This window comes from Pseudomonas sp. TWR1-1-3 (assembly GCF_049896805.1).
GTDB classification, from domain to species: domain Bacteria; phylum Pseudomonadota; class Gammaproteobacteria; order Pseudomonadales; family Pseudomonadaceae; genus Aquipseudomonas; species Aquipseudomonas bubulae.
Window position 1 is genome coordinate 121,831 of sequence record NZ_JAFCUZ010000007.1, and the last position, 24,830, is coordinate 146,660.

At 60.4% G+C, this 24,830-nt stretch carries 22 protein-coding genes; 2 read left to right on the forward strand and 20 right to left on the reverse strand.

Translation table 11 applies throughout. From position 1 onward, the window contains the following. Window positions 1-717: a 4-carboxy-4-hydroxy-2-oxoadipate aldolase/oxaloacetate decarboxylase gene (locus ACP7BE_RS22360; RefSeq protein WP_095020913.1), complete on the reverse strand. Its 717-nt coding sequence runs from the start codon at window positions 715-717 to the stop codon at window positions 1-3. Beyond that, a complete protein-coding gene (galB, locus tag ACP7BE_RS22365) occupies window positions 714-1,448 on the reverse strand; it encodes a 4-oxalmesaconate hydratase (protein ID WP_095020914.1) in 735 nt (244 codons plus the stop codon). The genes ACP7BE_RS22360 and galB overlap by 4 nt, the downstream gene beginning before the upstream one ends. A gap of 156 nt (window positions 1,449-1,604) precedes the next feature. Here galB and ACP7BE_RS22370 point away from each other — a divergent pair, with 156 nt between their 5' ends. Further along, window positions 1,605-2,819 (forward strand): LysR family transcriptional regulator, encoded by a 1,215-nt coding sequence (locus tag ACP7BE_RS22370; protein WP_095001730.1) that lies wholly within the window; start codon window positions 1,605-1,607, stop codon window positions 2,817-2,819. Here the strand turns inward: ACP7BE_RS22370 and ACP7BE_RS22375 are convergent. The 15 genes from ACP7BE_RS22375 to ACP7BE_RS22445 form a co-directional block, all read right to left on the reverse strand. Continuing rightward, a complete protein-coding gene (locus ACP7BE_RS22375) occupies window positions 2,798-4,045 on the reverse strand; it encodes an OprD family porin (RefSeq protein ID WP_095001731.1) in 1,248 nt (415 codons plus the stop codon). The genes ACP7BE_RS22370 and ACP7BE_RS22375 overlap by 22 nt on opposite strands. A 55-nt stretch (window positions 4,046-4,100) precedes the next feature. Further along, entirely contained in the window at window positions 4,101-5,363 is a 1,263-nt protein-coding gene (locus ACP7BE_RS22380) for a gallate dioxygenase (protein ID WP_095019332.1), read from the reverse strand. A gap of 25 nt (window positions 5,364-5,388) precedes the next feature. Continuing rightward, complete coding sequence (locus ACP7BE_RS22385) at window positions 5,389-6,729, reverse strand: aromatic acid/H+ symport family MFS transporter (RefSeq protein WP_337859509.1); 1,341 nt, start codon at window positions 6,727-6,729, stop codon at window positions 5,389-5,391. A gap of 204 nt (window positions 6,730-6,933) precedes the next feature. After that, on the reverse strand, window positions 6,934-7,896 hold the full coding sequence (locus ACP7BE_RS22390; protein ID WP_095001733.1) for a type II secretion system F family protein: 963 nt from the start codon (window positions 7,894-7,896) through the stop codon (window positions 6,934-6,936). Between the two features lie 24 nt (window positions 7,897-7,920). Further along, on the reverse strand, window positions 7,921-8,907 hold the full coding sequence (locus ACP7BE_RS22395; protein WP_095001734.1) for a type II secretion system F family protein: 987 nt from the start codon (window positions 8,905-8,907) through the stop codon (window positions 7,921-7,923). Beyond that, complete coding sequence (locus tag ACP7BE_RS22400; protein WP_095001735.1) at window positions 8,904-10,343, reverse strand: CpaF family protein; 1,440 nt, start codon at window positions 10,341-10,343, stop codon at window positions 8,904-8,906. The genes ACP7BE_RS22395 and ACP7BE_RS22400 overlap by 4 nt, the downstream gene beginning before the upstream one ends. A gap of 3 nt (window positions 10,344-10,346) precedes the next feature. After that, on the reverse strand, window positions 10,347-11,564 hold the full coding sequence (locus ACP7BE_RS22405; RefSeq protein ID WP_095001736.1) for an AAA family ATPase: 1,218 nt from the start codon (window positions 11,562-11,564) through the stop codon (window positions 10,347-10,349). Next, window positions 11,558-12,061, reverse strand: coding sequence for a TadE/TadG family type IV pilus assembly protein (locus ACP7BE_RS22410; protein WP_095001737.1), 504 nt, complete (start codon window positions 12,059-12,061; stop codon window positions 11,558-11,560). The genes ACP7BE_RS22405 and ACP7BE_RS22410 overlap by 7 nt, the downstream gene beginning before the upstream one ends. Further along, window positions 12,061-12,531: a TadE/TadG family type IV pilus assembly protein gene (locus ACP7BE_RS22415; protein ID WP_095001738.1), complete on the reverse strand. Its 471-nt coding sequence runs from the start codon at window positions 12,529-12,531 to the stop codon at window positions 12,061-12,063. Before ACP7BE_RS22415 ends, ACP7BE_RS22410 begins: the two co-directional genes overlap by 1 nt. An 8-nt stretch (window positions 12,532-12,539) precedes the next feature. After that, entirely contained in the window at window positions 12,540-13,877 is a 1,338-nt protein-coding gene (locus tag ACP7BE_RS22420) for a TadE/TadG family type IV pilus assembly protein (RefSeq protein ID WP_095020917.1), read from the reverse strand. A gap of 43 nt (window positions 13,878-13,920) precedes the next feature. Next, window positions 13,921-14,727, reverse strand: a complete 807-nt coding sequence (gene cpaB / locus ACP7BE_RS22425) for a Flp pilus assembly protein CpaB (protein ID WP_095001740.1) — start codon at window positions 14,725-14,727, stop codon at window positions 13,921-13,923. Between the two features lie 12 nt (window positions 14,728-14,739). After that, the gene (locus tag ACP7BE_RS22430) at window positions 14,740-16,062 is read right to left on the reverse strand and encodes an AAA family ATPase (protein ID WP_095001741.1); all 1,323 of its coding nucleotides are present in this window, start codon (window positions 16,060-16,062) and stop codon (window positions 14,740-14,742) included. A 14-nt stretch (window positions 16,063-16,076) separates the two neighbouring features. After that, window positions 16,077-16,595: an A24 family peptidase gene (locus ACP7BE_RS22435; RefSeq protein WP_095001742.1), complete on the reverse strand. Its 519-nt coding sequence runs from the start codon at window positions 16,593-16,595 to the stop codon at window positions 16,077-16,079. 28 nt (window positions 16,596-16,623) lie between these two features. Further along, window positions 16,624-16,815, reverse strand: coding sequence for a Flp family type IVb pilin (locus ACP7BE_RS22440; protein WP_016782274.1), 192 nt, complete (start codon window positions 16,813-16,815; stop codon window positions 16,624-16,626). Window positions 16,816-17,232: 417 nt separating this feature from the next. After that, window positions 17,233-17,424, reverse strand: coding sequence for a Flp family type IVb pilin (locus ACP7BE_RS22445; RefSeq protein WP_095001743.1), 192 nt, complete (start codon window positions 17,422-17,424; stop codon window positions 17,233-17,235). Between the two features lie 241 nt (window positions 17,425-17,665). On the opposite strand from ACP7BE_RS22445, the gene ACP7BE_RS22450 reads away from it, so the two are divergent. Next, on the forward strand, window positions 17,666-18,526 hold the full coding sequence (locus ACP7BE_RS22450) for a helix-turn-helix domain-containing protein (protein WP_426107318.1): 861 nt from the start codon (window positions 17,666-17,668) through the stop codon (window positions 18,524-18,526). Between the two features lie 5 nt (window positions 18,527-18,531). Here the strand turns inward: ACP7BE_RS22450 and ACP7BE_RS22455 are convergent, their stop codons facing one another. The 3 genes from ACP7BE_RS22455 to ACP7BE_RS22465 are packed head-to-tail and all read right to left on the reverse strand — an operon-like array spanning window position 18,532 to window position 24,829. Beyond that, window positions 18,532-20,283 (reverse strand): tannase/feruloyl esterase family alpha/beta hydrolase, encoded by a 1,752-nt coding sequence (locus ACP7BE_RS22455; RefSeq protein WP_426107320.1) that lies wholly within the window; start codon window positions 20,281-20,283, stop codon window positions 18,532-18,534. A gap of 41 nt (window positions 20,284-20,324) precedes the next feature. Beyond that, the gene (locus tag ACP7BE_RS22460) at window positions 20,325-21,698 is read right to left on the reverse strand and encodes an efflux transporter outer membrane subunit (protein ID WP_426107322.1); all 1,374 of its coding nucleotides are present in this window, start codon (window positions 21,696-21,698) and stop codon (window positions 20,325-20,327) included. After that, the gene (locus ACP7BE_RS22465) at window positions 21,695-24,829 is read right to left on the reverse strand and encodes an efflux RND transporter permease subunit (RefSeq protein WP_426107324.1); all 3,135 of its coding nucleotides are present in this window, start codon (window positions 24,827-24,829) and stop codon (window positions 21,695-21,697) included. Before ACP7BE_RS22465 ends, ACP7BE_RS22460 begins: the two co-directional genes overlap by 4 nt. Window position 24,830: the final 1 nt, after the last annotated feature.

Below are 24,830 nucleotides of genomic sequence, written 5' to 3' on the forward strand. Positions count from 1 at the left end.
TCAGCCCCCGAGTTCTTCAATGCTGTCGACGTAACGCAGGCCTTTCTCGGCCAGCCGCCCGCGCATGTTATAGATATCAAGCCCCAGCTCGCCCTTGGCCAGGCGCAGGGCTTTGTGGTCTTCCAGATCAGCCCGCTCGCGGCTGGCCTCGACCACCTTCGCCACCTCGACGCGGCGCACAATCACTACCCCGTCGTCATCCGCCACCACCACATCCCCAGGGTTGACCAGTTGCCCGGCGCAGATGATCGGCAGGTTCACCGAGCCCAATGTTTCCTTGATCGTGCCCTGGGCACTGATGGCCCGCGACCACACCGGGAAGCCCATGCCACGCAAGGTATGGGTGTCGCGAACTCCCGCATCGATAATCAGTGCACGCACACCACGGGCCTTGAGCGAGGTGGCCAGCAGATCGCCAAAATAACCGTCGGTACAAGGTGAAGTCGGTGCCACCACCAGAATGTCGCCGGGTTGGCATTGCTCCACGGCAACATGGAACATCCAGTTATCCCCTGGCGCTACCAGCACTGTCACTGCCGTGCCGCTGATCACCGTACCGCGCTGGATCGGTGTGATGCGAGGGGCCAACAGGCCTTTGCGGCCCTGGGCCTCATGGATCGTGGCCACCCCGTAGCGTCCCAGTTCGTTGACCAGCGCCGCGTCGGCACGGGGGATATTGCGCACGACCAGACCGGTTTTACCCATCAGTTCGCTCATGCCAGGTTCTCCGTCACACGCGGGAAGATGCTCTGGTAACCCTCGGCATACTCGATATTGCGCCCCGAGGCGATACCCACGTTGCGCTTGGCCTGCACCCCGCGCTGCAAAGCAACACGGGTGTAGTACTCCCACAGATGTTCCTGACCGGCCATGCATTGAATGGCCGCGTATTTTTTGTCCCACACATCGGTGATATCCAGCAGCACATCCGGGCGCCACTCGCACTGTTCCGGCTGATGCGGCTCGAAGCTGTACACCGGTGGTGCCCCGATGATTCTCTCGCCCGGCCGGTAACCTTCGGCCTGAGCAATGATGCGTGCCTCCTGGGTCAGGTTCATGGCCAGCGGATGATCGTAGTTGTACGGGTCCTTGATCGAATGGCTGAGCACAAACTCCGGCTGCACGCGGCGAAACACATCAGCCAGGCGAAACAGCGTGTCCTTGTCGGCGCGCATCGGGTAGTCGCCGATATCGAAGAATTCGACGCTGGCGCCCAAAATATCCGCGGCCTGCTGCGCTTCCTCGCGGCGCGCCTGCTTGACCCGCTTTTCACTCATCTCGCCTTTGCGCCACAACCTGGCGGATTCACCGCGCTCGCCATACGACAGGCAAACAATGTGCACCGCATAACCCTGTTGCGCATGCAAGGCGATGGAACCGCCGGCGCGCCAGACAAAATCGGCCGAGTGGGCACTGACAACCAGTGCGGTTTTGGGTGATGCATTCATGTGCGGGCTCCTTCAACAGTTGGCCAAAGGATCGCACCCACCTGCCGCCCCGGAGTAATGCATAAGCTTGTTACAGGTATGCGTTTTATTTATTGCCAGCTCATCTTCCAGGCAGGCATAGTCCCACCGTACTGCCCAATCAAAGAGCCTGCCCCCATGCAGCCGAGTGAGCTACCCAGCCTGATGCACGTGCGCGCCTTTGTCCGGGTGGCCGACTACGGCAGTGTGTCCAAAGCCTCTGAAGCCCTGTTCCGGGCACAGTCGGTCGTGACTCGCTCGATTTCCGAACTGGAGGCTCGCCTCGGCGTGCTGTTGTTTGAGCGCCATGCCAACGGCATGCGCCTGACCGATTACGGCACCCGCCTGCTGCCTCGCGCCCGCCGCGTGCTGGCCGAACTGGACAGCGTCCCGCAGCTGCTCAACGGTGCAGACAAAGCCCAGAACGAGCCGCTGTACCTGTTTCAGGCCCGACGCCTGCAAGTCTTTGTCAAACTGTGCGAAACCCACCATATGCAGACCGTCGCCAGCCTGCTCGGGCTGAGCCAGCCGGCCATAAGCTCGACCCTCAAGGTGCTCGAAAGCGGTTGCGGCCAAACCCTCTTCGAACGTACGCCACGGGGCCTGCTGCCCACCCGCGCCAGCCTCGACATCCTGTTCCCGGTGCGCCGCGCCCTCAATGAACTGCGCCATATCGACACCGATATCAGCGCCCTGCAGGGAGCGCTGCAGGGCGTGGTTCAGGTGGGTGCCCTGCCCTTGGGCCGCACCCGCATCCTGCCCGAGGCCATCGTGCGCCTGATGCGCGAACACCCCGGCATCCAGGTGATCACCAACGAAAGTCCGTTCGATCTGCTGGCCACCGAGTTGCGCGCGGGCGATGTCGATTTTATTTTCGGCGCCTTGCGCTCGACAGCGTACGCCAGCGACCTGTCGGGCGAGGCCTTGCTGACGGAGGAGATGGTGGTGCTGGCGCGACGCGGTCATCCGCTGTATTCGAAAAGTGCCTTGCAGGCCGAACTGGCTGATGCGCAATGGGTACTGCCACGGGCCGGCTCGCCGGCGCGACATATGCTCGACGACTGTTTTACGGCATTTGGCATTGCGCCGCCGCGCCCGGCGGTCGAGAGCGGCGACATGGCTATCATCCGCGGCCTGCTGCTGCGCTCGGACATGCTCGCGGCGGTGTCCGCACACCAACTGGAGCCTGAAATCGCCAGTGGCGAGCTGTGCATCCTGCCGCTGGAACTGCGCCATACCTCCCGCGCCATCGGCCTGACCTCACGCACCGCCAGCCTGCACTCACCGGTGGCGCAGGCGTTGATGGACGTGATCCGTGAAATAACCCGAAGTCAGAGAATATTCAACGGATAGCTGACAATCAGACGGTTTTCATCAAACTCGCTGGTGCTGTAGTCGCGGCGTATCGTCGAGTTGCGGATGCGCAGGTTGAGGTCTTTGAACGTGCCACTCTGCAGGGTGTAGGCCAGCTCGGTTTCACGCCCCCATTCCTTGCCATCTGTGATGGTGCCGGTATGCACGTTACTGCCACTGAGATAGCGGTTCATCAACGTCAGGCCGGGCACCCCAAGCGCCGCAAAGTTGTAGTCGTGGCGCAACTGCCAGGACTTCTCCCGGGCACTGTCGTAGCTGGAGTTGTACGTGTCATTGGCCAGGGTTCCGCCGCTGGTGCCATTGACCCGCATCCAGCCGTCATCACCGCTGACCTTTTGCAGGCCCACATAGAACGTGTTGCCACCATAACGGGCCGAAAGCAGCGCCGACACCGTGCGGTTATCCAGGTTGCCGGCTTTGGCACTGCCCTCTTCGGTACCCCGGAAGTAACCCAGGTTGGCCCCCAGCGTCCAGTCGCCCAGCGGCTGGCTGTGGGTCACTTGCAGGTATTGCTGCTGGTAGATGTCCTTGAGCTCGGCATTCCACAAGCCGACCATCGTGCGTTTTTCGTTGAAGGTGTATTCGCCGCCGACAAAGTTGAAGCGATCGGATGTAACCGTCGCTTTGCCCTGCATAAACATGTCGTCCATGCTCGAGTCGTTGCGCGGGCTGTTTTTGCGGAATTGGCCGCCGTACAGTGTCAGGCCATCAAAGTCCTGCGAGGTTACCTGAGCGCCTTCAAAGGTTTGTGGCAGTGAGCGACCATCATCGGAACGCAGGATCGGCAGCACCGGCATCCACTCCCCCACTTTGAGCACGGTCTTGCCGATTTTCATTTTCCCGGCCACCGCCAGACGCCCGAAATCGTCAGCCGGGCGCCCGTCACTGCCCACCGGCAACAATTGGGTGCCACCACTGCCCTTGCCGCCATCGAGCTTGATCGAATACAGGCCCAGCGCATCCACCCCGAAGCCGACAGTGCCTTGGGTAAAACCCGACTTGGCGTCCAGAATAAAGTTCTGGGTCCATTCCTGAGCCAACCCTTGGGCATTGCCCGGGTTGGTAAAATTGCGGTTGATAAAGAAATTGCGCAGGTTCAGGTTGACGCTGGCATCGTCGACAAAGCCGGCCGCCTGGCCTGGTAAAGGCAACGCACAGGCAAGCGCCAACGCGCAGAAATTGCGTGAGTTGAGGGTGACAGTCATTGTTATTGTTTTCCGTTTGTATTGGTTAATCGCCCCCTTTGCGGGGGCAACACGATCAGCGCGAAGCTTTGCCCGCCACTGAATAGAGCACTTGCTGATTGCGGGTCTGGATAAAGTCTTCCAGGCTTTCGCCGCGCATGGCGGCATATACCTGCAGATTGGGAATACCCAATACCGCCGCGAGTTTTTCCAGCACAAAGAAAATCACTCCGTAGTGGATCAACCCGCGCCAGTCGCGACGACGCAACAGGTCACGTTCTTCTTCGCTGAGCCCGGACTCGGCAAACATCGCCTCAGGCCCGGCCAAAAAGCGCTGGCGCCATTCGGGCTCGATCATGCGGTGCAAAAACTTGTTCAGGCGATAGCCCTTGGCACTGCGGGCCAGGGTGAAGGGGTAAGTGCCTGGCAACTTCTCGATCCCTGCCAGTTGGTGCTGCATATGTGCCCGATGACGGGCATTGACCTCGGCCGGCACCGGGCGATCCTGGTTCTCCAGCAACAGGGTGGCAATCCCGGTCATGGACGGTAGGTAGTAATCCTGATGCAGGTTTTTCACCACAGCCGACAACGCACCGCGCATGATCAGCCAGGTAATGACCTCTGCCCCCTCCAGGCCGCCAAGGGTGGCAAACTCGGCCAGGGTCATTTCAGTCAAACGCACCGGATCATTGACCAGCAGGTCGACAAACTGCGCATCCCACTCCGGGTTGTTGAAGCCGCAACGCTCCCCATGCACCTGGTGGGAAACCCCGCCGGTGGCGACGATGGCGACCTTCAAATCCTCTGGATAACTTTCGATGGCGCGGCGCAGCGCCAGCCCCAGCTTGTAGCAGCGCAACGCACTGGGAATGGGGAACTGCAACACGCCGACCTGTAGCGGCACGATTTGCACCGGCCAGTGCGGCTCGTGGGGCAGCAGCGCCGACATGGGCGAAAAGAAACCGTGATCCAGCGGTTTGTCACGGAAAAAACTCATGTCGAATTCATCGGCCATCAGGCTTTCGCCGATATGCCGGGACAGGGCCGCATGCCCGCCGACTCCCGGTAACGCGCGCGGATTTCCGCCTTCGTCGGCTACTTCGTAACGCTCATCCACCCCCAGAGAAAACGCACCGTAGTGGTCGAAAAAAAACGACGTCACATGGTCATTGAAAATGTAGAACAGCACGTCCGGCTGCTGCTCTTTCAGCCACACCTTGATGGGTTCAAAACCATCAAATATTGGTGCCCAGGCGGCCTCGTTCTGTTTGTCGTGATCAACGGCGAAGCCGATGGTCGGGGTGTGTGATACAGCGAGGCCACCTATGATGCGAGCCATGACGAATTCCTTGAATAATAAGAGTTTATTGCGCCAGCACCGCACGGCTGACAGCCCGTTGCCGTGCCCGGCCATTGCCCATGATTGCCAACGCAGCGATAAAGGCCGGCACCGCCAGCATCGCGAACAGTAACGGTAAGTCCAGCCCCAGGCTGAGCACCGCACCGCCGATCAGCGAGCCGAAAATCGCGCCAAAACGGCCAATGCCCAACATCCAGCTCACGCCGGTAGCGCGGCAGTCGGTCGGGTAGTAGCCCGGCGCAAAAGCGTTAAGACCGGTTTGCGCTCCGCTCATGCAAAAGCCTGCGGCAATCACGCCCACGGCCAGCAGGCTGGACTCCAGGCTGAATGCCCCCAGCAGCAGGATAAAGACACCGCCCAGGGCATAGGAGGTGGCGATCACGGCATTGGGATTGCGTCGGTCCATTGCCCAGCCCACCACGATGGCACCCACCGTGCCGCCGATCTGGAACAGCCCGGTGATGGTGGCGGCACGCTCGATGGACAAACCACCGTCACGCAGCAGGGTCGGCATCCAGCCCATGGTCAGGTAGATCACCAACAGGCCCATGAAATAGGTCAACCACAGGGCCAGCGTGCCGAAGCGGTACTGCCTGGTGAACAGCATGCGCACTGGCGCTTTGTGCTGCACCTGGGGTTCGGACATGACAAACCGGGTGGCGGCAGTGAAAGTGCCGCCCAGCTTGTTCAGCACCTTGGCAATCTGGCTGGCCGAGGCATTATGGGCCGCCAGAAAACGTGCGGATTCGGGTAGCAGCAACCACAGGAACGGCAACAGCAGCAGCGGCATGATTCCGCCAAACAGCAGCACCGACTGCCAGCCATGGCTCGGGATCAACCAGGCTGCGACAAAGCCGCCGAGTCCGGAGCCCATATTGAAACCGGTGAACATGATGGTGATAAACAGCGAGCGGTTGCGTTCCGGTAAGTATTCAGCCAGCAGTGTGGTGGTATTGGGCAACGCCGCACCCAGCGCCACCCCGGTCAGCAGGCGCAGGGCTGCCAGCTCATAGGGATTACGGGCAAAAGCGCAGGCCAGGCTCAGCACGCTAAACCCGGTTACGGCAAACAGCATGATTTTCTTGCGCCCCAGGCGGTCGGCGTATGGCCCCGCAGTCAGGGCGCCAATGGCCAGCCCGACCATTCCCGCGCTCATCACCGGGCCGAAAGCAGCGCGTGACAGGCCCCATTCCTGGATCAGTGACGGTGCGACAAAGCCCATCACCGCCACATCGAAACCATCGAACAACACAACGAAAAAGCACAGTGCAAGAATCAACCACTGGTATTTGGCGACGGGCCTGTCATCGATCCAGGCCTTGATATCGACCGTTTCGTGAGTCATGTTTTCCACCTTATTATTTTTGTAGAAATTGCGACTGGCACTGGCATAAGCGCAGGCCAAAAAAAGTCATGCCCAACAGTCGAACTGTTGGGCATGACTCTAAGGCCGCCGATGCCTGCCCCGCCTCTGGGAAATCCTTAAGCGGGTATCGATTTTTCTTATCAGGTGTTCCACACGTTCGTGCGTACCGCCTTGCTTTTCTACTTAAATCTTGCCGAACACCTTGAACACACTGATGATCGCAGGCCCGATGGCCACCAGGAAAAAGCTCGGCCACAGGCAGAAGATCAGTGGAAACACCAGCTTGGTACCGACTTTGGCGGCCTTTTCTTCAGCCAGCTGGGTGCGCCGATCGCGAAACTCTTCAGCATAAATCCGCAGGGTCGTCCCCACACTGGTACCAAAGCGAATGCTTTGTGCCAGCAAGCTCACCAGCCCGCGAATATCTTCCAGCCCGGTACGCTCGGCCAGGTGCTTGAGCGCCTCAGTACTGGGCACCCCGGCACGCACCTCGGCGTTGACCAGCGCCAGTTCCATGGCCAGGTCAGGCTGGCTGACGGCCATTTCCTCGGCCACCCGTTCAATAGCCTGGGGCAAGGCCAGGCCCGATTCCACACACACCACCATCAGGTCGAGGGCATCCGGGAAGGCAATGAGCAACCGCGACATGCGCGACTTCTTGCGTGAGCTGACATAGATCGCCGGTATCAACCAGCCCACCCCGAGCGCTACTGCCAGGATGCCGCCCCCCAGCAGCAGCGACATGTTGGGAATAAACGGCAATGCCAGAAGCGCAATACCCATCAGCAGCAGTGGCAGCAGCAGACGAATCGCCCAGTACACCTGCACCGCAGACGGCGAGCGATAACCGGCATGGATCAGCAGGGTCCGGGTGGCCGATGCCCCCCGGGTCTCACCGGAGCTGAAACGCTGCCCGACCTGCTCCAGCATCATTTGCAGATTGCTCGGCGGCGCCCGGTGGTCGACACCATGCCCGCGCTTGATCAACATCAAGCGCCGCTGTACCGGGCTTTGCAGGCCCTTGACCAGCACCGCCAGGGTGACCACCACCAACACCACACTCAGGCCGATAAGCCCGGCAAACAGCATGCGGGTCAGTTGCTCGTTACCCACCATCCGGTTGATCAGTTCGAGTAAATAGTTCATGTCACCCTCCAGGGCGAGCCGTGTTCAAACCTGAATCCGGATGATTTTGCGAATCCAGAAAATCCCGATGATCATGGCCACAAAAGCCCCCATGATCAGCTTCTGGCCCATGGGCTCCTTGAAAAGCAGGGGCATATAAGTCGGGCTGGAAATCAGGATGGCCAACGCCAGCACAAAGGGCATCGACACCAGAATCCAGCCGGACATCCGCCCTTCAGCCGAGAGCGTCTTGACCTTGCGATGGAAGCGAAAGCGCCCGCGGATCAGGCTGCTCAAGCGGGTCAACACCTCGGTCAGGTTGCCGCCGGTTTCGCGGTGGATCAGCACCGTGGTCACCAGCATCATCACCGTCATGCTGGGCACCCGTTCCAGCAGGCCGAGCATGGCCCGGCGCACATCATTGCCATAGTTGATATCGGCAAAGGCCAGGCCGAACTCGTAAGCCACCGGCCCGTGATGCTCTTCGGCAACCAGTTGCAGGGTTTCGTTAAACGGATGCCCGGCGCGCAAAGCCCGGCACATGGCATCCAGCGCATCGGGCAAACCCTCTTCAAACTGGGCAAAACGCTTGATGCGATCGTGGGAAATCTTCCAGATGGGTAGCCAGAAGCAGACAAACGCCGCCGGCAACGCCACCCACCACAGCTGCAACAACGACCACAGCACCAGCCCCACCGCCGTAGCCAGCACCAGCCCCAGCAGCAACACGCGGTAGGCCCTGTATTCATGGCCGGCCTGCTCGATCATCTGCGCCAGGGTTTCCATCATCGGCAACTGCTCAAGGCGGGCCTCAAGGGGTGGCAGACGCCGCAGGTATTTCTGGCGCAGGATCGACTGCATATTGGGCAGGTTACTCGCCCGCTCCAGCAGGTTCAGGCGCCCGCGAATGCGCTTGCGCACCTGGTTGGCCTCACCGAACACCGGAATGGTCAAACCCTGACTGAGCAGGAACATGGCAGTGAACACCATGCCCAGGAACGCCAGGATAAATTCGCCAGGAACCTGATTCATGACTGCCCCTCCATCCATTCCGGCCGGAACAGGCTGAGCGGCAGCTCAATACCCCGTTTGGCCAGCACATCACGAAATGCCGGCACCATGCCGGTTGAGCGGAACTCGCCCAGCACTTCCCCTTTTTCGCCCATGCCGCTGCGTACAAAGGCGAAGATCTCGGTCATGGTAATGATGTCGCCTTCCATGCCGTTGATTTCCTGCACGCTGACCAGGCGCCGGGTACCATCCTCCTGACGCTCCAGCTGGATGACCACGCCGATGGCCGAGGCAATTTGCTGACGCATGGCCTTGATCGGAAAGGTGGCGCCGCTCATCGACACCATGTTTTCGATCCGCCCCAGCGCGTCGCGGGCCGTATTGGCGTGAATAGTGGTCAGCGACCCGTCGTGGCCGGTGTTCATGGCCGTCAACATATCCAGCGCCTCGGCGCCACGCACCTCACCGATCACGATCCGGTCAGGGCGCATACGCAGGCTGTTGCGCACCAGTTCACGCTGACCCACCTCGCCACGCCCCTCGATATTCGAGGGCCGGGTTTCCAGGCGCACCACATGGGGCTGCTGCAATTGCAGCTCGGCGGAGTCTTCAATGGTGACGATGCGCTCGTTGTGCGGGATAAAGCTGGAGAGCACATTGAGCATGGTGGTCTTGCCGCTGCCGGTGCCGCCGGAGATCAGCACATTGAGCCGCCCGCGCACGATGGCCTTGAGCATCAGGGCAATGGCCGGGGTCAGGGTGCCCATCTGCACCAGGCTCTGGGTATTGAGCAGGTCTACGGCGAAGCGGCGGATCGACATGCTCGGCCCGTCGATGGCCAGCGGCGGGATGATCGCGTTGACCCGCGAGCCGTCCTTGAGCCGTGCATCCACCAGGGGCGAGGACTCATCGATACGCCGCCCGAGGCTGGAGACAATACGGTCGATGATATTGAGCAGATGATGATCGTCGCGAAAGCGCACATCGGTTCTCTGCAATTTACCGAAGCGCTCGACGTACACCGAGTCAAAACCATTGACCAGAATGTCCGATACGCTGCTGTCACCCAGCAGCGGCTCCAGCGGCCCGAGGCCCAGCACCTCGTCGGTAATCTGCTTGATGATCAACTGACGGCTGCTGGCACTGACCGGTGCCGAGTATTCATCCAGCAGGCGCTGACTGATCTCGCGAATCTGGCGCCCTGCATCGGCCAGCTCCAGGGTGTCGAGCAAGGACAGGTCCATGACCTTGAGCAACTGCTGGTAAATCTTCTCCCGCCACTCGGCCTCCATGGAGCTGAGCTTGGTGCGGGTTTCATACACCACATCCGGCACGCTGGCTTCCCAGGCCATCAATACACTGGTGCAATCGGCGCCCTCGACAGGCAGTGCCACCACTTCTGCGGAGGCCAGCTTGCCGGCTTGCTGACGCAGACGATTACGAAAGTCGCTGAGCATGGCTTATCCTCCGAACAGACGGCTGAAAGTACGTTTGAGCAAACCTGCTTCAGTGGCCTCGATGCCGATCAGGCTCTGGCTCAGCTCACGCAGGCTCAAGGTGATGCTGGCACGGGGAGCATGCAGCTCCAGGGGCACCCCGGTATTCTGGCTTTCACTGACCACCGCATAGTCATTGGGCAACTTTTGCAGTTCCGCGCAGCGCAAGGCTTCGCTGATGTCCTTGGGTTTAAAGGGCGACGCCTTGTCAAAGCGGTTAAGCACCACATGCAGACGATTGCCCTGCACGCCCAGGTCGTCGCGCAGAATGCGCACCAGGCGGTTGGCGTCCTGCAGATGGCTCAAGCTTTGCTGCAGCACGATATAGACCCGGTCCGACTGTTCCAGGGTGATGCCGGTGAGGTGATCAATATGCCGCGGCAAATCCACCACGACCCAGTCATAGGTGCTGCGCGCCAGTTTCAGCAAACTGTCCAGTTGCTCCAGACGAATTTCCTGCGACAGGCACAGCTCATCGGTGCGGCCGCCCAGCACATGCAGACTGGGGCTGAAATGACTGCAGAAACCCCGCAGCGCCACGCTGTCCAGGGTATCGATCTGTTGCAGCACATCGGTATGGCTGTGGGTGGGCAACACATCCAGACTGTGAGCCAGGCTGCCGAATTGCAGGTCCAGATCCAGCAGCAGGGTTCTGCCGCCCTGCACACTTAATTGATGAGCCAGATTGCAAGCCAGCATCGAGGCACCCGAACCGCCCTTGGCATTCATCACCGACACCAGTTTGCCCTTGCTCCCATACTCGCTGTGCTGCTCCAGCTGCATGCGCTCCAGCGCCGACTGCAAGTCCTCGGCCGACACTGGCTCCGGCAAAAAGTCACGGGCCCCGGCCTGCATGGCCATACGCATGCCTTCATGCTCATCCAGCGACCCGCACACCAGCAGTGGCGGACGCTCCTTGAGCGGATGCTGCAACAACGCCGCCAGTTCCTCGCGCCATAAATGACTGACGCGCAACAGCAGAAAATCAGGCTGCTGTTCCAGGCCGTAGAGCGGGTCAGTGTGGCCATTGCTCACCAGCCGCGTACTCACCTGCAAGTGGGCTATGCCCTGGCTCAAGGCCTTGAGATGATTCAAGGCCGCGGCATCACGACCGCTGATCAACAGGCGCATTCCCTGGCGGTCTGATGACGTAGCCGCCGTCACTTCTCGGACACTTAACATGGCGTAATCCCCGGTGTAACCGCCGGATCAGGCTGGCGACCAAGACTCTCACGAGGCACGGTCGACCTGAACGTGGGCAGAATGAAGACCCCCCTGAAGCCGGGGATCAACAGATTGAAACTGAAGTTGGTCACCTGCAGTTGCACATAACGAATGGCGGCAAAACCGCCGGCCCCCACCAGATCATTGGGGCTGGAGACCACTGCACCGTTGGCGTCCAGATAGATCAGGTTCAGATTGGCACTGGTCAGGCTGGCGATCAGGCTGCTTGGCCCGGCATTGCCCGCCGTGTTGAACATGGCACGACGCAGGATGACCGGGTCCTGGATATTGCACACCGCTGCCAGCCGCGCGCCGCGACGCACCGACTCGCTCAGCACATTGACGGTGAAGTACAGCCGGCCCATTTCCAGTGCGCCAAACAGCAGGGTGAAGAGCACCAGAGCGGTGATGGCGAACTCGACGATATACACGCCACCCATGCGTTTGCGGTTCATCACAAGGCCCTCATTACGACCGTTGAAGTCAACAGCAGGCCCAGTGGCACGCTGCTGCCATACAGCGCAGGAATGGCGCTGCCGAGCGCCGGGACAAAGGTGTAGGCAATGCTGACCCGTACATGGTTGGTGCCCACCGCACTCACCGTGACATCACCGGTGGTCAGGCCTGGTGCCGCCGCCGGGTAACCGTTGGGGTTGGCCGGCAGGCCATAAACGGCAACGTTCTTGGTCTTGGTGACCAGCGCCGCGTTCAGGTCCAGCGTGCCCAGGGTGGCGTTCCACGCCTGGCTGGCCACATAACGCCCGGCATCACGGCTGGCCTGCTGCAGGCTGTTGTACTGGAACAGCATGCGGCCGAACTCGGCGAAGGCCAGCATCAGCAACACCAGCAGCGGCAGGGTCAGCGCCAGTTCGACCATCGCCAGGCCCCGCTGGGCGCGGGACGACCTGAATCCACAGCGTCTCATGAGACCTCCTAGGAGTCGGTGCTCGGCGTCTGGTTGTTGTCGATATAGGTTTTGTACAGCTGGATCACCTGTGGCCCGGCGTTGGCCGCAGGGTTGGGACCCGGTACGTTGTCGCCTTCGCACACGCTGACGAACTGGCCGAAGATTTGCGCTTCATTACCCTGCTGAGCGGCTGGCTGCATCACGAAATAGCAGCCAAAGCCCAGCACCGGAATCGCCGAGGCTCCGTCGTTCTTGCCCGAGCAATCGCCGATCACGATTTTCAGGATCCGTCGTTCAAATACACCATTGCCCTGGCAACCGGCGCCGCCGCCCACACAAGCTGCCTCGTCCTGCTTCCAGTTGTTGTAGTCGTACAGGGCACCGCTGCTGGTGGACAGGTTGCCGCTGCTGGACGTGACCGTATTGCCGTCATACAGAATCGGCGCAGGCGAGCCGGCAGAGGTAAACGACTGGGGGTTGACGGTTACCACCAGGTCCGGCGGATAGTCAGAAGCGCTGAGGCCACCCTTGTATTCGTTAAAGCGCGTATTGAGGCCCTGGGAGGCCGGGCCCACGGTGTTGCCCGGCTTGGTCTGGGCGGTTGCACCGACGATATTGCACTGGTCGATCCCGCCCGCCAGCGCTTCCCTGACCGTCTTGCCGCCCGAACCGAAATCCAGCAGCTGAAAATTGCCCGGACCGATGGGCGAATTGTTGTTGGCGGCAGTTTTCAGTACCTGCAGATCACCGAACGTGAAACCCCAGAACATCCCCGCAGCCGGATTGTTCTGCGCAGGGTTGCCGCACACCAGCAGCGGCGTCAGATCACAGGGGCCGCTGCTCGGGCTGGGCCCGGCAGTGGCCACCGCCGCGACGGCCTTGCCGGTGGCGTTACCGTTGTCCAGCGCCTGGAATACGCCCCAGAAAAAACTGCTCAGGGGATAGTTGTTCACCGTGACCCGAACAAAGGTCGCATTGGTCGGCCCCGGGAAAGAAAACGGCCCGTAGACACTGGTGGCCAGTTCCACCGAGGCAAAGCCTGACGGGTTGGCCGTGATGGCCCTGCCCAATTCCTCGTTGCCCGTCGCATTGGCATTGAGGCTCAGGGTATTGAGGGCCGCTGTTTGCGTCAGGCTGGCCGAGCCGGTCGCCCCCACTACCATGCTGAGCGTCTTGGCCCCGCTCAACGCCGCCGCATCCACGGCGTTTTGCAACCGGGTCTTGTTCAGCAGCATATGGCTGCCGTCCAGGGCCAGGGCGCCCATCAACAGGAGCGAAGCCATGGCAATCACCACCAGGACCAGCATGGCGCCGCGCTGTTGCCGGGGAAACGCGGTGTGGGGCTGTTGGATACGCGCGTTCATGATGGTTCACCTTGATAGTCTTGCGCGGCCGCTGCCCGGCCCTCTACATCGCTTTTTCAACCGTGGCCGCGACACCGCGGATGACAATCACGCCACCGTCATTGGCCGGTGCACGACGGCGAGCCACCGGCTTGGCCATCACGGTCGGCAGTACCGGCGCCGCCATGGCAACGGGCTCAGCCGCAATGGGTGTCTTGTTGTTATCCAGAGGGTTGCGCAAGGCCAGTTGCACCTTGCCAGCGCTCATGCCCTTGACCAGCACTTCGGCCTGGGCGGGGGTCATCTCCAGGGTTACCGCACGCACCACCACCGGTTGGGTCTTGTCAGTGCTGGCGGTCTGGTCAACAGCCAGTACCCGCAGGTCCTGGAGAATGGTCTTGGACTCGGCATTACCTTCGCTACCAACCTGCCGGGTTGCCAGCACGTCGACCCGATTACCCGGCAGCAGGAAGCCGCCGACGCCAACCACGTCATCCACCCGCACCGAGATGGCCCGTTTGCTGGGTTCGATCAGCGAGGCCAGGGTGCTGCCACCCATATGCTCGGCCAACCGTGCCCCCCGCAGAATGTCGCCGCGCAGCAGGGAGAAGGTGGCGATCTTGCCGACCACTTTTTCAGGGGTGTCGAAGGCGTCTTCGGGGGCTGCATCCCTGGGCATGCGCACCACCGTCACTTGCTGGGGCTCAATCATCTGCCCGAAAGCGATTTCCACCGTGGCAATCACCACGTTTTGCTGGTTATCGTCAGGGCTGGTGTTCAGCCGTGCCGTGAGCCAGTTATTGGCCATCCATGTAGCCCCCAGCCCGAGGATCACGGACAGGACAATCAAAGTCAGCGTGCGCGAGTTCATGACGGTAACTCCTTAGCCAAGAAAATCGAGTTGGACGAAATAGTTGCGCCACGCCCACTCAAGCTCCTGAGTAGTCAGTGGCCCCGCCCCCTCCAGATAACGCTGGCGATCGCACGCCATATTCAACAGATCCCGGGGATGACATGGCACCAGGGGCATGTTTTCGGCGCCATACAGGTCGTGCAGCACGAAACTGAGCAACAGCGGGTCATAGGGGATACCCAGGCGCTGCGTCTCTTGAATCCAGATGCGTTCGTATTCGCCAGGCTTGAGGTAGCCAAATTGCAGCTTGTAGCCAATGCGCCGCAAAAATGCTTCGTCAGCCAGCTCCAGCGGATTGAGGTTGGTGGAGAACACCAGGATCAGGTCAAACGGCAGTTCGCAGTGGCGCCCGCCCCCCAGGTTGAGGAAGTCTCGCCTCTCTTCCATGGGCACAATCCAGCGGTTCAACAACTCGCCCGGGGTCATGCGCTGACGCCCCAGATCGTCGATGATCAGCAGGCCGTTACTGGCCTTGAGTTGCAACGGTGCCTGGTACTGACGGGCATAAGGGTCATAACGAACATCCAGTTGTTCCATCGTCAACTCACCACCGGTGATCACGATCGGCCGTTCGCAGCACAGCAAGCGGCGGTCTATGCCCTCGTTGAGCATCAAGCCGTTTTGATGTTCGTCATCGCCCAGGCGCTTGTGTACCTGAGGGTCAAAGATCTCGATCACCGATTCATTGATGGCGATGGCATGAGGCACCCAGATCGCTTCGGCAAACAAGCGGATCAGCCGACTGCTGACATAGGTCTTGCCGGTACCCGCAGGCCCGTAAATCATGATGGCGCGCCCGGAATTCAAGGCAACACCCAGTTGATCGAGCATGCTTTGCGCCAGCACCATCGAACCGAAACAGTGGTGCATGTCATGGGCGCTGATACGCCCGTGGTGAATGGTCTGCAACTTCAGCAGCGAGCGGTAGGCACTCACCGGGTAAGGCGCTGCACCTATGTAGCCACTGCGGGCCAGGGCATCGCGGGCACTGTTGCGGCCGCGCTCGGTCAAGCCGTAGCGCATGGCCTGCCCCCCTGCCTGGCCCAGTACTTCGACGCGACGGTCCTTGCGCAGGAACGTGAGGATTTCTTCCATTACCGCACCGGTAAGCGCCAGTCGCGCCACCAGCTGCACCATGTCCAGCACACCCGCATCGTATAAATGCTTGCACACCAGATCACCGAGAAAATTGTCTGCCAATCCGGTTTCAAGGATGGTCCGTGGTTGTGGAGCCAGTAGTTGTACCGCTTCGCGCTCATCGAGAGAAACACGGTTGCTGCTGATGGCGTACATGGTGTTCTCCTGAACTAGTGGCCCAAGGTCAGCCAAAAGACGCTGGCCAAGGTGCCGAGCAAAACGGCGACCGAATAAGGGAAAGGTTTGCCGGCCACTTCAGCAGCGTGGGGGGGGAAGTAGGCGCGTGCCCTGAGCATCAACCAGTAGCGGCCCAGGGTTTGCAGGGCCTGGCCCTGCACCAGGACGATCAATAACCCGCATACCCCACCTGCAATCAGGCTGAAAAACGCAGCCCAGAGGGCGTCATGGGGGGTTAAAAATGCGCCGGCCATGGCCATTAACTTGACGTCCCCGGCGGCCATCCCGCCAACGGCGTACATGGGCAGGAAAATTCCGAAACCGATCAGCATGCCCAGCAGTGAATGCCCCAACCCGATAAAGCCTGCGGCCCAGGTCTGGCCGACCAGGCCCAGTACCAGCCCCAGCAAAACAAGAAGGTTGGGAATGCGGTGACTGCGAAGATCGCTCACCACCGCAACTCCCAGCAGCCCTAAAAGCAATACGACAGGAGCAATCAGTAACTCGCTCATGGCTGCACCCTCAACAGGAGACATCGTGTTAGCAGACAGTGCCCTTGACAGCACATCCCAGACTGGTGATTGCTGTTTTCACATTGCCGCCCAGGGTGATAAACGCGGCGACAGCGCCCAGTGTTATCAGCCCGCCTGCCACTGCATATTCCACAATGGTCAGGCCATCTTCGTCGTTGATAAACTTCACTACGGAAGTCTTGATTGATTGCAGGCTCATTTCGTCCACCTCACTCAATGTTTGATATCAAGAAGCAGGGCTATTTGCGCTGCTTGATTGGATCTTAGCCAGAGGGTTATTTGAGGGTTAGGAGATTTTTGCTGACTGCTAGGACTTTATTGACATTACCCAGAAACAGTTAAACCCCACCTATTCAAGAGCAGGTAACTGCCACTAACAGACTCTTTATATGCAATCCGTACTACAACTAATCAGGCACAAAAAAACCGGCTTCAGGGTGCTGGGCTAGAGGGGACGTATAGCGCAACAGACTAAGCCGGGGGTTTCATAGCAGGATTTAATCTTCACAACCTCACAGCAACAGCGATACTTATGTACGGGTTGGTATCATTGGCGCTGCAAACCGGCAGCCAGCAACTGCAAAGGAGCCATGCCCCAGTGATCATTGCCCGTGCATCAGCAGGTAGTACCCTTGACCGCACACCCCAGGCTGGTAATGGCGTCCTTGACGTTGCCACCCAGGGTGACGAATGCCGCAACCGCCCCCAGGGTTATCAAGCCACCGGCCACGGCGTATTCAACAATGGTCAGGCCGTTCTCATCCTTAATAAAGGCCTGGACGGAAGTTTTAATGGTTTGCAAGTTCATTTTGTTCACCTCACTCGAGTGGCTTGCCCAAAGCGATTACTAAATGCACCGCCTGATTGAAGGCTAGCCATCGGTGGAAGGAGCGGTTAGGAGTTTATTGTCGAACAGCAGGATTTTTTTGCACTAATTAGATAGGCAAACACCCTGATCGGATCCAATTAAAAACCAACTTGAAAGTGCGCGTACATATTGATTCGACCTATCAACCCGACAGCGCTCTGCACAAGAAAGGATTAGGTGAATGAAATCTGAAGCTGTCAAACAACCTCATCTCCTATGGTTCGACCTTACCCGCAATCAATCCACTGAAGCCCTCATGCTGCCCTTTCGTTCCGCCTGCCACTGCCTGCTGGACACCCCCCGGGCCTGGGCCAACAAACACCGCGAACCGGTGCCAGACATGATCTGCATGCATTTTGACTGCCCCGACCTGGCGGGGCTCAGCCTGTTGCAGGAAATCAAACTCAAGTCGCCCTCTATCCCGATCACCATGTTTACCGTGCAGCACTCCGAAGAGCTTGCGATCTGGGCCATGCGTTCGCGAGTCTGGGAATACGTGGTGCTGCCCTTGAGTGCGGCCGAGATCAACCGTTACCTCAACGCCCTTGAGCAACTGTGTACATTGAGAAGCGCCCCCGGGAACAACAAGGCATTGCCGATCGAACATGGTCCTGCTCTGCCCGACAGCATCCGCCTGACCACCGACCATCAAAAGCACAACGCACTGCACAATGTGCTGCAGTACATCGATCAGCATTACTGCGAAAGCATTGACCAGAAAGACCTGGCCAAGCGCTGCGGGATGACTACCTTTCGCTTTAGCCGCCTGTTCAAGGAAGTCTACGGGCTGGGCTTTATGGACTACATACTGGGCAAGCGCATGGACAGCGCCAAGGACCTGCTCGACAACAGCCAGATGCCCATTACCAGTATCGGCTATGAAGTCGGCTTCAAGGACCCCTCCTACTTCGCCCGCGCATTCAAGCAATACGCGGGCAGTACGCCCAGCGAGTATCGCCAGGCGCGACGCAGTGATGTGCCATTATCGGATGAAATCCTCACCCAGGTCATCCAGAGCCTGGCGCGCAGTGCCGAGGGCTGAAGACCTCAGCGTTGCAGCGGTGCATAGGGCGTGAAAAAGTCCGAGCCCAGCCACTGCGGGGTTTTTTCATCTACCGCGTTTGGGCTGCGCACATAACTGTCGGCCGATTTAACATCGCCCTTGCCGTCATACACCGCCACATCCGGGTACGGAAACACCAGGCGTCTACGCCCGTCGTTGGCAGGGTCCTGGGCGACAGACCGGGGCGCCATCATTGACGGTTTTTGGTCCGCAGCAGCCCGGCCCGGCAGATTGGTCGGTGCGCCAAACTCGCTGGCAGCGGCCTGTTTGCTGCTGGCCTGCAAGGTCACAATGGCAGCGGGGGCCTGACCCTTTTCGACCCATGACATCATGGGTGTCAGCAGGTCCAGCAGGCTCGGGCCTTCACCGCCACCACAGTGGTAAACCCCTGGCAGCAGATAAAGCCGCTCGAAGGACTCGGCCTTCGACTTGCCCATCTGCACCTGCACCGCCTGGTGGTAGGCGATGGTGTTCAGTGGCGAGATATGCTGATCGGCCCAACCGTGCCACAGGATCAGCTTGCCGCCGCGGTCTGCGAATGCCGACAGATCCGGGTTGGTGGCGTCATACAGTGGGTGCAGGGCGCGCAATTGATCCAGGGTGCTGCGATCAAACTTCACGTCCGCCAGGCTGTAATCTGCTCCCGGATTGCGCTCGAAGGCCAGATTGCGCAAGACATCCAGGGCCATCTTTTCACTGTTGATCGGCTGATCGACGCTGTCCGGCACAAACACCCCGGCCCAGGCCAGTTCGGAACCCGGCTGTGGCCCGGCAATGGTCAGGCGTTCACCGGTAGCCGGGTCACGCGGGCCGTCATAAAGGCTTCGGGCCGCATCCACCTCCCTGGCGCTCAGACAGTCCGATGTGTCCGTCGCAGAGGCCTTGCACTGCACGGTTGCTGGATCAAAGCGGCAGGCTCGCGGGTCGCTGATCAGACCATCGACCTGCCCGTCCAGCGCGTCGCACTGCTGCAGCACAGCCTGGTGCAGGATCGGCAGGCGCGAGGCGACAAGAATCGCCTTGCCCTCCCCGTCCTGATTGGCGCGGGCCTGCCAGGCATGATAAATCGAATTCTGCACCAGAAAATTCAATGCTGGCGCCCCGGCAATGATGCCGTTGAAATCGTCGGGATAGCGCTGGGCTTCGATCAGGGCTTCGCGCCCGCCATCGGAGCAGCCGGTAAAATAAGCGTACGCAGGTTGCTGGCCGTAATAGGCGCCAATCAGTTGCTTGGCGGCCAGTGCCGTCAGGTGGACGCCGCGATGGGCGAAATCAGCACGTTTTTGTGCATCGTTGCCCCAACTGTTGTCCATGCCCTCGTGACCCATATCGGTAGCTGCCAGCACAAAGCCGCCGCTGTTCAGGGGGGCACAGCCTTCGGCCGCGCCCACCTGCAATGAAATCCGCCCGCACAGGCCGCCGCAACCCACTTGCAGATAACGCTGAGTCCAGGTGTGGGTTGGCAGCATGACCTTGAAACCGATGCTCGGCGCCAGCGTGCCTTGCACTTCACAGGCGGTAACCCCATTGCTGGTGGTTTCGCTGGCCGACACCACCTGGCTGCCCTTGCCGCCGATTGCCTGCAGATCAACACGGGTCAGGGCCGCGCAGCTGATGGCGGGTTTGACCACGGGCAGCGCGGCGATGGGCGTTTCGGCCTGGGCCAGGTTCGGTAGTTGCAGGAGAAGCACTGTGCTGCCGAGAAATAGCCGGCGCAGGGTTTGGAGGGCGATCATGACAGCTCCTTTTCAATGAAAAATCCGGGGTAAACCTGCGCTCAGTTCCAGCCACCGCCCAGCACTTTGTATAACGTCACGCGGTTGCTTTGTTCGGCCAGTCGCAGGGTGATCAGGTCTTGTTCGGCGCTGTACAGCGAACGCTGGGAAACCAGTGCTTCAAGAAAGCTTTGCGAACCACTGCGGTACAGTGCATCCGACAGCTCGTAGCTTTTGCGGCTGGCCTCGGTCAGCGCTTGCTGGGCGCTCAGGCGCTGGTCCAGGGTGCTGCGCACCGCCAGTGCATCGGCCACTTCCTTGAACGCAGTCTGCAAAGTCAGCTGGTAGGTCTGCGCCTGTATCTCGCGTTCCACTTTGGCTGAGTCCAGCGTAGCCCGATTACTGCCGGCGTCGAAGATCGGCAGGCTGATACTCGGCGCAAAGCTCCACGCGCCGCTGCCGGCCTTGAACAGGCTCGACAGGCTGGTGCTGGCTGACCCGGCACCGGCGGTCAGGGTGATGCTGGGGAAGAACGCCGCCCGCGCCGCGCCAATGTCGATGTTGGCGGACATCAAGCTATGTTCAGCGGCCAGTACGTCCGGGCGACGCTGCAACAAGGTGGACGGCAACTCGGCTGGCACTTGCACCAGCATCGCCGCCGATTCCAGGCTGTCGCCCGGCAGCAGGCTGGCCGGGATGTCGCTGCCCACCAGCAGACGCAACGCATTCTGATCTTGCAGCACCTGACTGGCGTATTCGGCCACATCGACCCGCGCCGATTCCACGGTGGTTTGCGCCTCAGAGACTGCCAGCCCCGATGAACCACCCAAACCATGGCTGCGCTGGGTCAGTTCGTAGGTGGACTGCTGGCTGGTCAGCGTCTCTTGTGCCAATTTCAGGCGCTCGTTGTCCGCCGCCAACGTCAGCCACGCGGTGCCCACTTCGGCGACCATGCTGATCTGAGTGCTGCGGCGGGTTTCGGTCAGCGCCAGATAGGATTGCAAGGCTTCGTCCTGAAGGTTTTTGACCCGCCCGAACACGTCCACTTCGTAGCTGCTCAACCCCAGTTCGGCACTGTAGCTGTGGCTGGTGCTGCTGTTGGCCCGACTGGAACTGCCACCGACGCTGGCGTCGATCCCCGGAAACGAGGCGGCACGCTGAATGCGGTATTGCGCCTGCGCTTTTTCGATATTCAGGCTGGCCACCCGCAGGTCGCGGTTATTGGCCAAGGCCAGGGTCTGCAACTGCGCCAGACGCGGATCGGTGAAAAACTGCTGCCATTGAATGTCCGCCGCCACCTGCCCTTTGGGCGTGCTGGCACCCGCCAGCCATTGCTCGGCCACCGGGGCTTGCGGACGCTCGTACTCAGGCGCCAGATTGATGCAGCCGCCCAGCAGTGCGAAAACGGCCAGCAGCGGCCAACGAAAGCGACTCATGCTTCACCTGTACGGTCAGTGGTGGGGGTCGACACGCGGCTGAAACGGCGGCGAATCAACACGAAGAACAGCGGCACAAAGAAGATTCCCAGCACCGTGGCGCTGAACATGCCGCCCAGCACGCCGGTGCCGATGGCTTGACGCCCGGCCGAACCTGCACCGGAACTCATGGCCAGCGGCAACACGCCAAACATAAAGGCCAGCGAGGTCATCAAAATCGGCCGCAGGCGCTGCCGTACCGCGATCAGCGTGGCGTCGATCAAACTGTTGCCCTGCTCTTGCAGGTGCTTGGCGAACTCGACGATCAGAATGGCGTTTTTCGCCGCCAGCCCCACGGTGGTCAACAGCCCCACCTGGAAGTACACGTCATTGCTCAAGCCGCTGAAGCGGGTGGCGAGCACCGCGCCCACCACGCCCAATGGCACCACCAGCATCACCGAAAACGGCACCGACCAGCTCTCGTACAACGCCGCCAGGCACAGGAACACAAACAGCACCGAAATCGCATACAGCAACGGCGCTTGCGAGCCAGACAGACGCAGTTGATAGGACTGCCCCGTCCATTCGTAGCTGATGCCTTCAGGCAGTTGCTTGATGATCGACTCCACAGCGTCCATCGCCACCCCGGAACTCACTCCCGGTGCCGGATCACCCACCACTTCCAGCGACGAACTGCCGTTGTAGCGCTCCAGCAGCGGCGAACCCGAGGTCCATGAGCTGCTGGCGAACGAGGAGAACGGCACCATTTCGTCATTGCTGTTGCGCACAAACCAATGATCAAGGTCGTCAGCCTGCATCCGCGACGACGCCTGCCCCTGCACATAGACCTTTTTCACCCGGCCCTGATTGAGGAAGTCATTGACGTAACTGCCGCCCAACGCCGTGGATAACGTGGTGTTGATGTCGCTGGTGGTCAGGCTCAGCGCCCCGGCCTTGCGGTCATCAATCGTCACCTTGAGCTGCGGCGTGTCGTCCAGACCGTTGCTGCGCACGCCTTGCAGGCGCGGGTCTTGCTTGGCCAGCTCGATCAATTGTTCACGCGCCGCCACCAGCGCTTCATGACCCAGCCCGGCGACGTCCTTGAGTTGCAAATCAAACCCCGAGCTTTGCCCCAATCCGCGCACGGCTGGCGGCTGCATGACAAACACATCGGCATCGCCGATGCTCGACAGCGCCTGCGTGGCGCGCTGGGCGATCGACGCTGAATCCTGCCCGGCGCCGGTGCGCTCGCTCCAGTCCTTGAGACGGATAAACGCCCGCGCCGAGTTCTGGCTATTGCCACCCATGCCCATGCCGGAAATGCTGATCATGGCCTCGACTTCCGGCTGTTGCAGGATGTAGCTCTCGAACTGTTTGAGCACCGCCTGGGTGCGGTCATCGGTGGCGCCTACCGGCAATTGCATCTGCGCCATGAGGATGCCCTGATCTTCATCGGGCAGGAACGAGGTGGGCAGTTTGGTGTAACCCACCGCCATCGCGGCAACCACCAACACGTACACCATCAGGCTGCGGCCACTGCGCTGCAAAATCTTGCCGACTACCCGTTGATACGCCTGGGCGCCGCGTTCAAAGGTGCGATTGAACCAGCCGAAGAAGCCGGTCTGCGGGCCGTGCCCGTTTGGGTCAACCGGCTTGAGCAAGGTCGCACACAGGGCAGGTGTCAGGGTCATGGCCACCAGCACCGAGAGCACCATCGCCGACACAATCGTCACCGAAAACTGGCGGTAGATAATCCCGGTTGAACCGCTGAAAAACGCCATGGGGATAAACACCGCGCTCAGCACCAGGGCGATGCCGATCAAGGCGCTGGTGATTTCATCCATCGACTGGCGCGTTGCCTCCAGCGGCGACAGGCCCTTCTCGCTCATCACCCGCTCGACGTTTTCCACCACCACAATGGCGTCATCCACTAGCAAGCCAATGGCCAATACCATGGCAAACATGGTCAGGGTGTTGATCGAGTAACCAAACATCGCCAGCACGCCAAAGGTGCCCAGCAGCACCACCGGCACGGTGATGGCGGGGATCAGCGTGGCGCGAAAATTCTGCAGGAACAGGAACATGATCAGCACCACCAGCACGATGGCCTCGCCCAGGGACTTGACCACTTCTTCGATGGACAGGCTGACAAACGGCGTGGTGTCGTAGGCGATCACGTTTTTGAGCTGCATTTCGCTCGGGTAGTACGGTTCCAGTTCGGCGAGCTTGGCCTTGACCGCCTCACCGACTTCCAGCGCATTGGCGCCGGTGGCCAGTTGCACGCCCATGGCGGCGGACGGTTTGCCATTAAGGGCCGAGTTGACGTCATAGCTGTCACTGCCCAGCTCCACCGTGGCCACTTCGCCGAGCAACACCACGGCACCGGCGCTGTTGGACTTGACCACCACATTGCGAAATTCTTCGGCGGTTTGCAGCTTGCTGCGCGCGGTGATGGTGGCATTGAGTTGCTGGCTGGCCACGGCGGGCAAGGCGCCCAACTGCCCGGCCGACACTTCGGTGTTTTGCGCCTCCAGGGCGGTGGTCACGTCAGAAGGCATAAGGGAATATTTTTGCAGCAGCGCCGGGTCCAGCCAGATGCGCATGGCGTAGCCCGAGCCCATGGCTTTGACTTCACCGACGCCGTCGATGCGGCTGATGGAGTCGAGCAAGGTGCTGGAGATGTAATCGCCAATCTGCGTGCCGGTTACGCTCGGGTTATCCGAGGCCAGCGCGGCAATCATCAAGAAATCCGAGCCGCCCTTGGTCACGGTCAGGCCTTCGCTCTGCACCGAGCTGGGCAGGCGCGATTCCACTTGCTGGAGCTTGTTTTGCACCTGCATCTGCGCCACGTCGGGATCCGTGCCGGCCTCAAAGGTGAGGTTGATACTGGCGCTGCCCGCCGAACTGCTGGAGGCCGACATATAGGTCAGCTTGTCGATACCGGTCATTTGCTGCTCGATCACCTGGGTCACCGAGTCCTCCACCGTCTTGGCCGATGCGCCGGTGTAGGTGGCGGCAATTTTCACGGTGGGCGGTGCAATGTCCGGGTACTGTTCAAGGGGCAATTGGGTGATCGACAGCGCGCCCGCGAGCATGATCACGATGGCGATCACCCAGGCAAAAATCGGCCGATCAATAAAGAAACGCGCCATG

Excerpts from the sequence above, each read along its gene's own strand:
- ACP7BE_RS22360 (WP_095020913.1), bottom strand. The coding sequence starts at position 717 with ATGAGCGAACTGATGGGTAAAACCGGTCTGGTCGTGCGCAATATCCCC.
- galB (WP_095020914.1), bottom strand. The coding sequence starts at position 1,448 with ATGAATGCATCACCCAAAACCGCACTGGTTGTCAGTGCCCACTCGGCC.
- ACP7BE_RS22370 (WP_095001730.1), top strand. The coding sequence starts at position 1,605 with ATGCAGCCGAGTGAGCTACCCAGCCTGATGCACGTGCGCGCCTTTGTC.
- ACP7BE_RS22375 (WP_095001731.1), bottom strand. The coding sequence starts at position 4,045 with ATGACTGTCACCCTCAACTCACGCAATTTCTGCGCGTTGGCGCTTGCC.
- ACP7BE_RS22380 (WP_095019332.1), bottom strand. The coding sequence starts at position 5,363 with ATGGCTCGCATCATAGGTGGCCTCGCTGTATCACACACCCCGACCATC.
- ACP7BE_RS22385 (WP_337859509.1), bottom strand. The coding sequence starts at position 6,729 with ATGACTCACGAAACGGTCGATATCAAGGCCTGGATCGATGACAGGCCC.
- ACP7BE_RS22390 (WP_095001733.1), bottom strand. The coding sequence starts at position 7,896 with ATGAACTATTTACTCGAACTGATCAACCGGATGGTGGGTAACGAGCAA.
- ACP7BE_RS22395 (WP_095001734.1), bottom strand. The coding sequence starts at position 8,907 with ATGAATCAGGTTCCTGGCGAATTTATCCTGGCGTTCCTGGGCATGGTG.
- ACP7BE_RS22400 (WP_095001735.1), bottom strand. The coding sequence starts at position 10,343 with ATGCTCAGCGACTTTCGTAATCGTCTGCGTCAGCAAGCCGGCAAGCTG.
- ACP7BE_RS22405 (WP_095001736.1), bottom strand. The coding sequence starts at position 11,564 with ATGTTAAGTGTCCGAGAAGTGACGGCGGCTACGTCATCAGACCGCCAG.
- ACP7BE_RS22410 (WP_095001737.1), bottom strand. The coding sequence starts at position 12,061 with ATGAACCGCAAACGCATGGGTGGCGTGTATATCGTCGAGTTCGCCATC.
- ACP7BE_RS22415 (WP_095001738.1), bottom strand. The coding sequence starts at position 12,531 with ATGAGACGCTGTGGATTCAGGTCGTCCCGCGCCCAGCGGGGCCTGGCG.
- ACP7BE_RS22420 (WP_095020917.1), bottom strand. The coding sequence starts at position 13,877 with ATGAACGCGCGTATCCAACAGCCCCACACCGCGTTTCCCCGGCAACAG.
- cpaB (WP_095001740.1), bottom strand. The coding sequence starts at position 14,727 with ATGAACTCGCGCACGCTGACTTTGATTGTCCTGTCCGTGATCCTCGGG.
- ACP7BE_RS22430 (WP_095001741.1), bottom strand. The coding sequence starts at position 16,062 with ATGTACGCCATCAGCAGCAACCGTGTTTCTCTCGATGAGCGCGAAGCG.
- ACP7BE_RS22435 (WP_095001742.1), bottom strand. The coding sequence starts at position 16,595 with ATGAGCGAGTTACTGATTGCTCCTGTCGTATTGCTTTTAGGGCTGCTG.
- ACP7BE_RS22440 (WP_016782274.1), bottom strand. The coding sequence starts at position 16,815 with ATGAGCCTGCAATCAATCAAGACTTCCGTAGTGAAGTTTATCAACGAC.
- ACP7BE_RS22445 (WP_095001743.1), bottom strand. The coding sequence starts at position 17,424 with ATGAACTTGCAAACCATTAAAACTTCCGTCCAGGCCTTTATTAAGGAT.
- ACP7BE_RS22450 (WP_426107318.1), top strand. The coding sequence starts at position 17,666 with ATGAAATCTGAAGCTGTCAAACAACCTCATCTCCTATGGTTCGACCTT.
- ACP7BE_RS22455 (WP_426107320.1), bottom strand. The coding sequence starts at position 20,283 with ATGATCGCCCTCCAAACCCTGCGCCGGCTATTTCTCGGCAGCACAGTG.
- ACP7BE_RS22460 (WP_426107322.1), bottom strand. The coding sequence starts at position 21,698 with ATGAGTCGCTTTCGTTGGCCGCTGCTGGCCGTTTTCGCACTGCTGGGC.
- ACP7BE_RS22465 (WP_426107324.1), bottom strand. The coding sequence starts at position 24,829 with ATGGCGCGTTTCTTTATTGATCGGCCGATTTTTGCCTGGGTGATCGCC.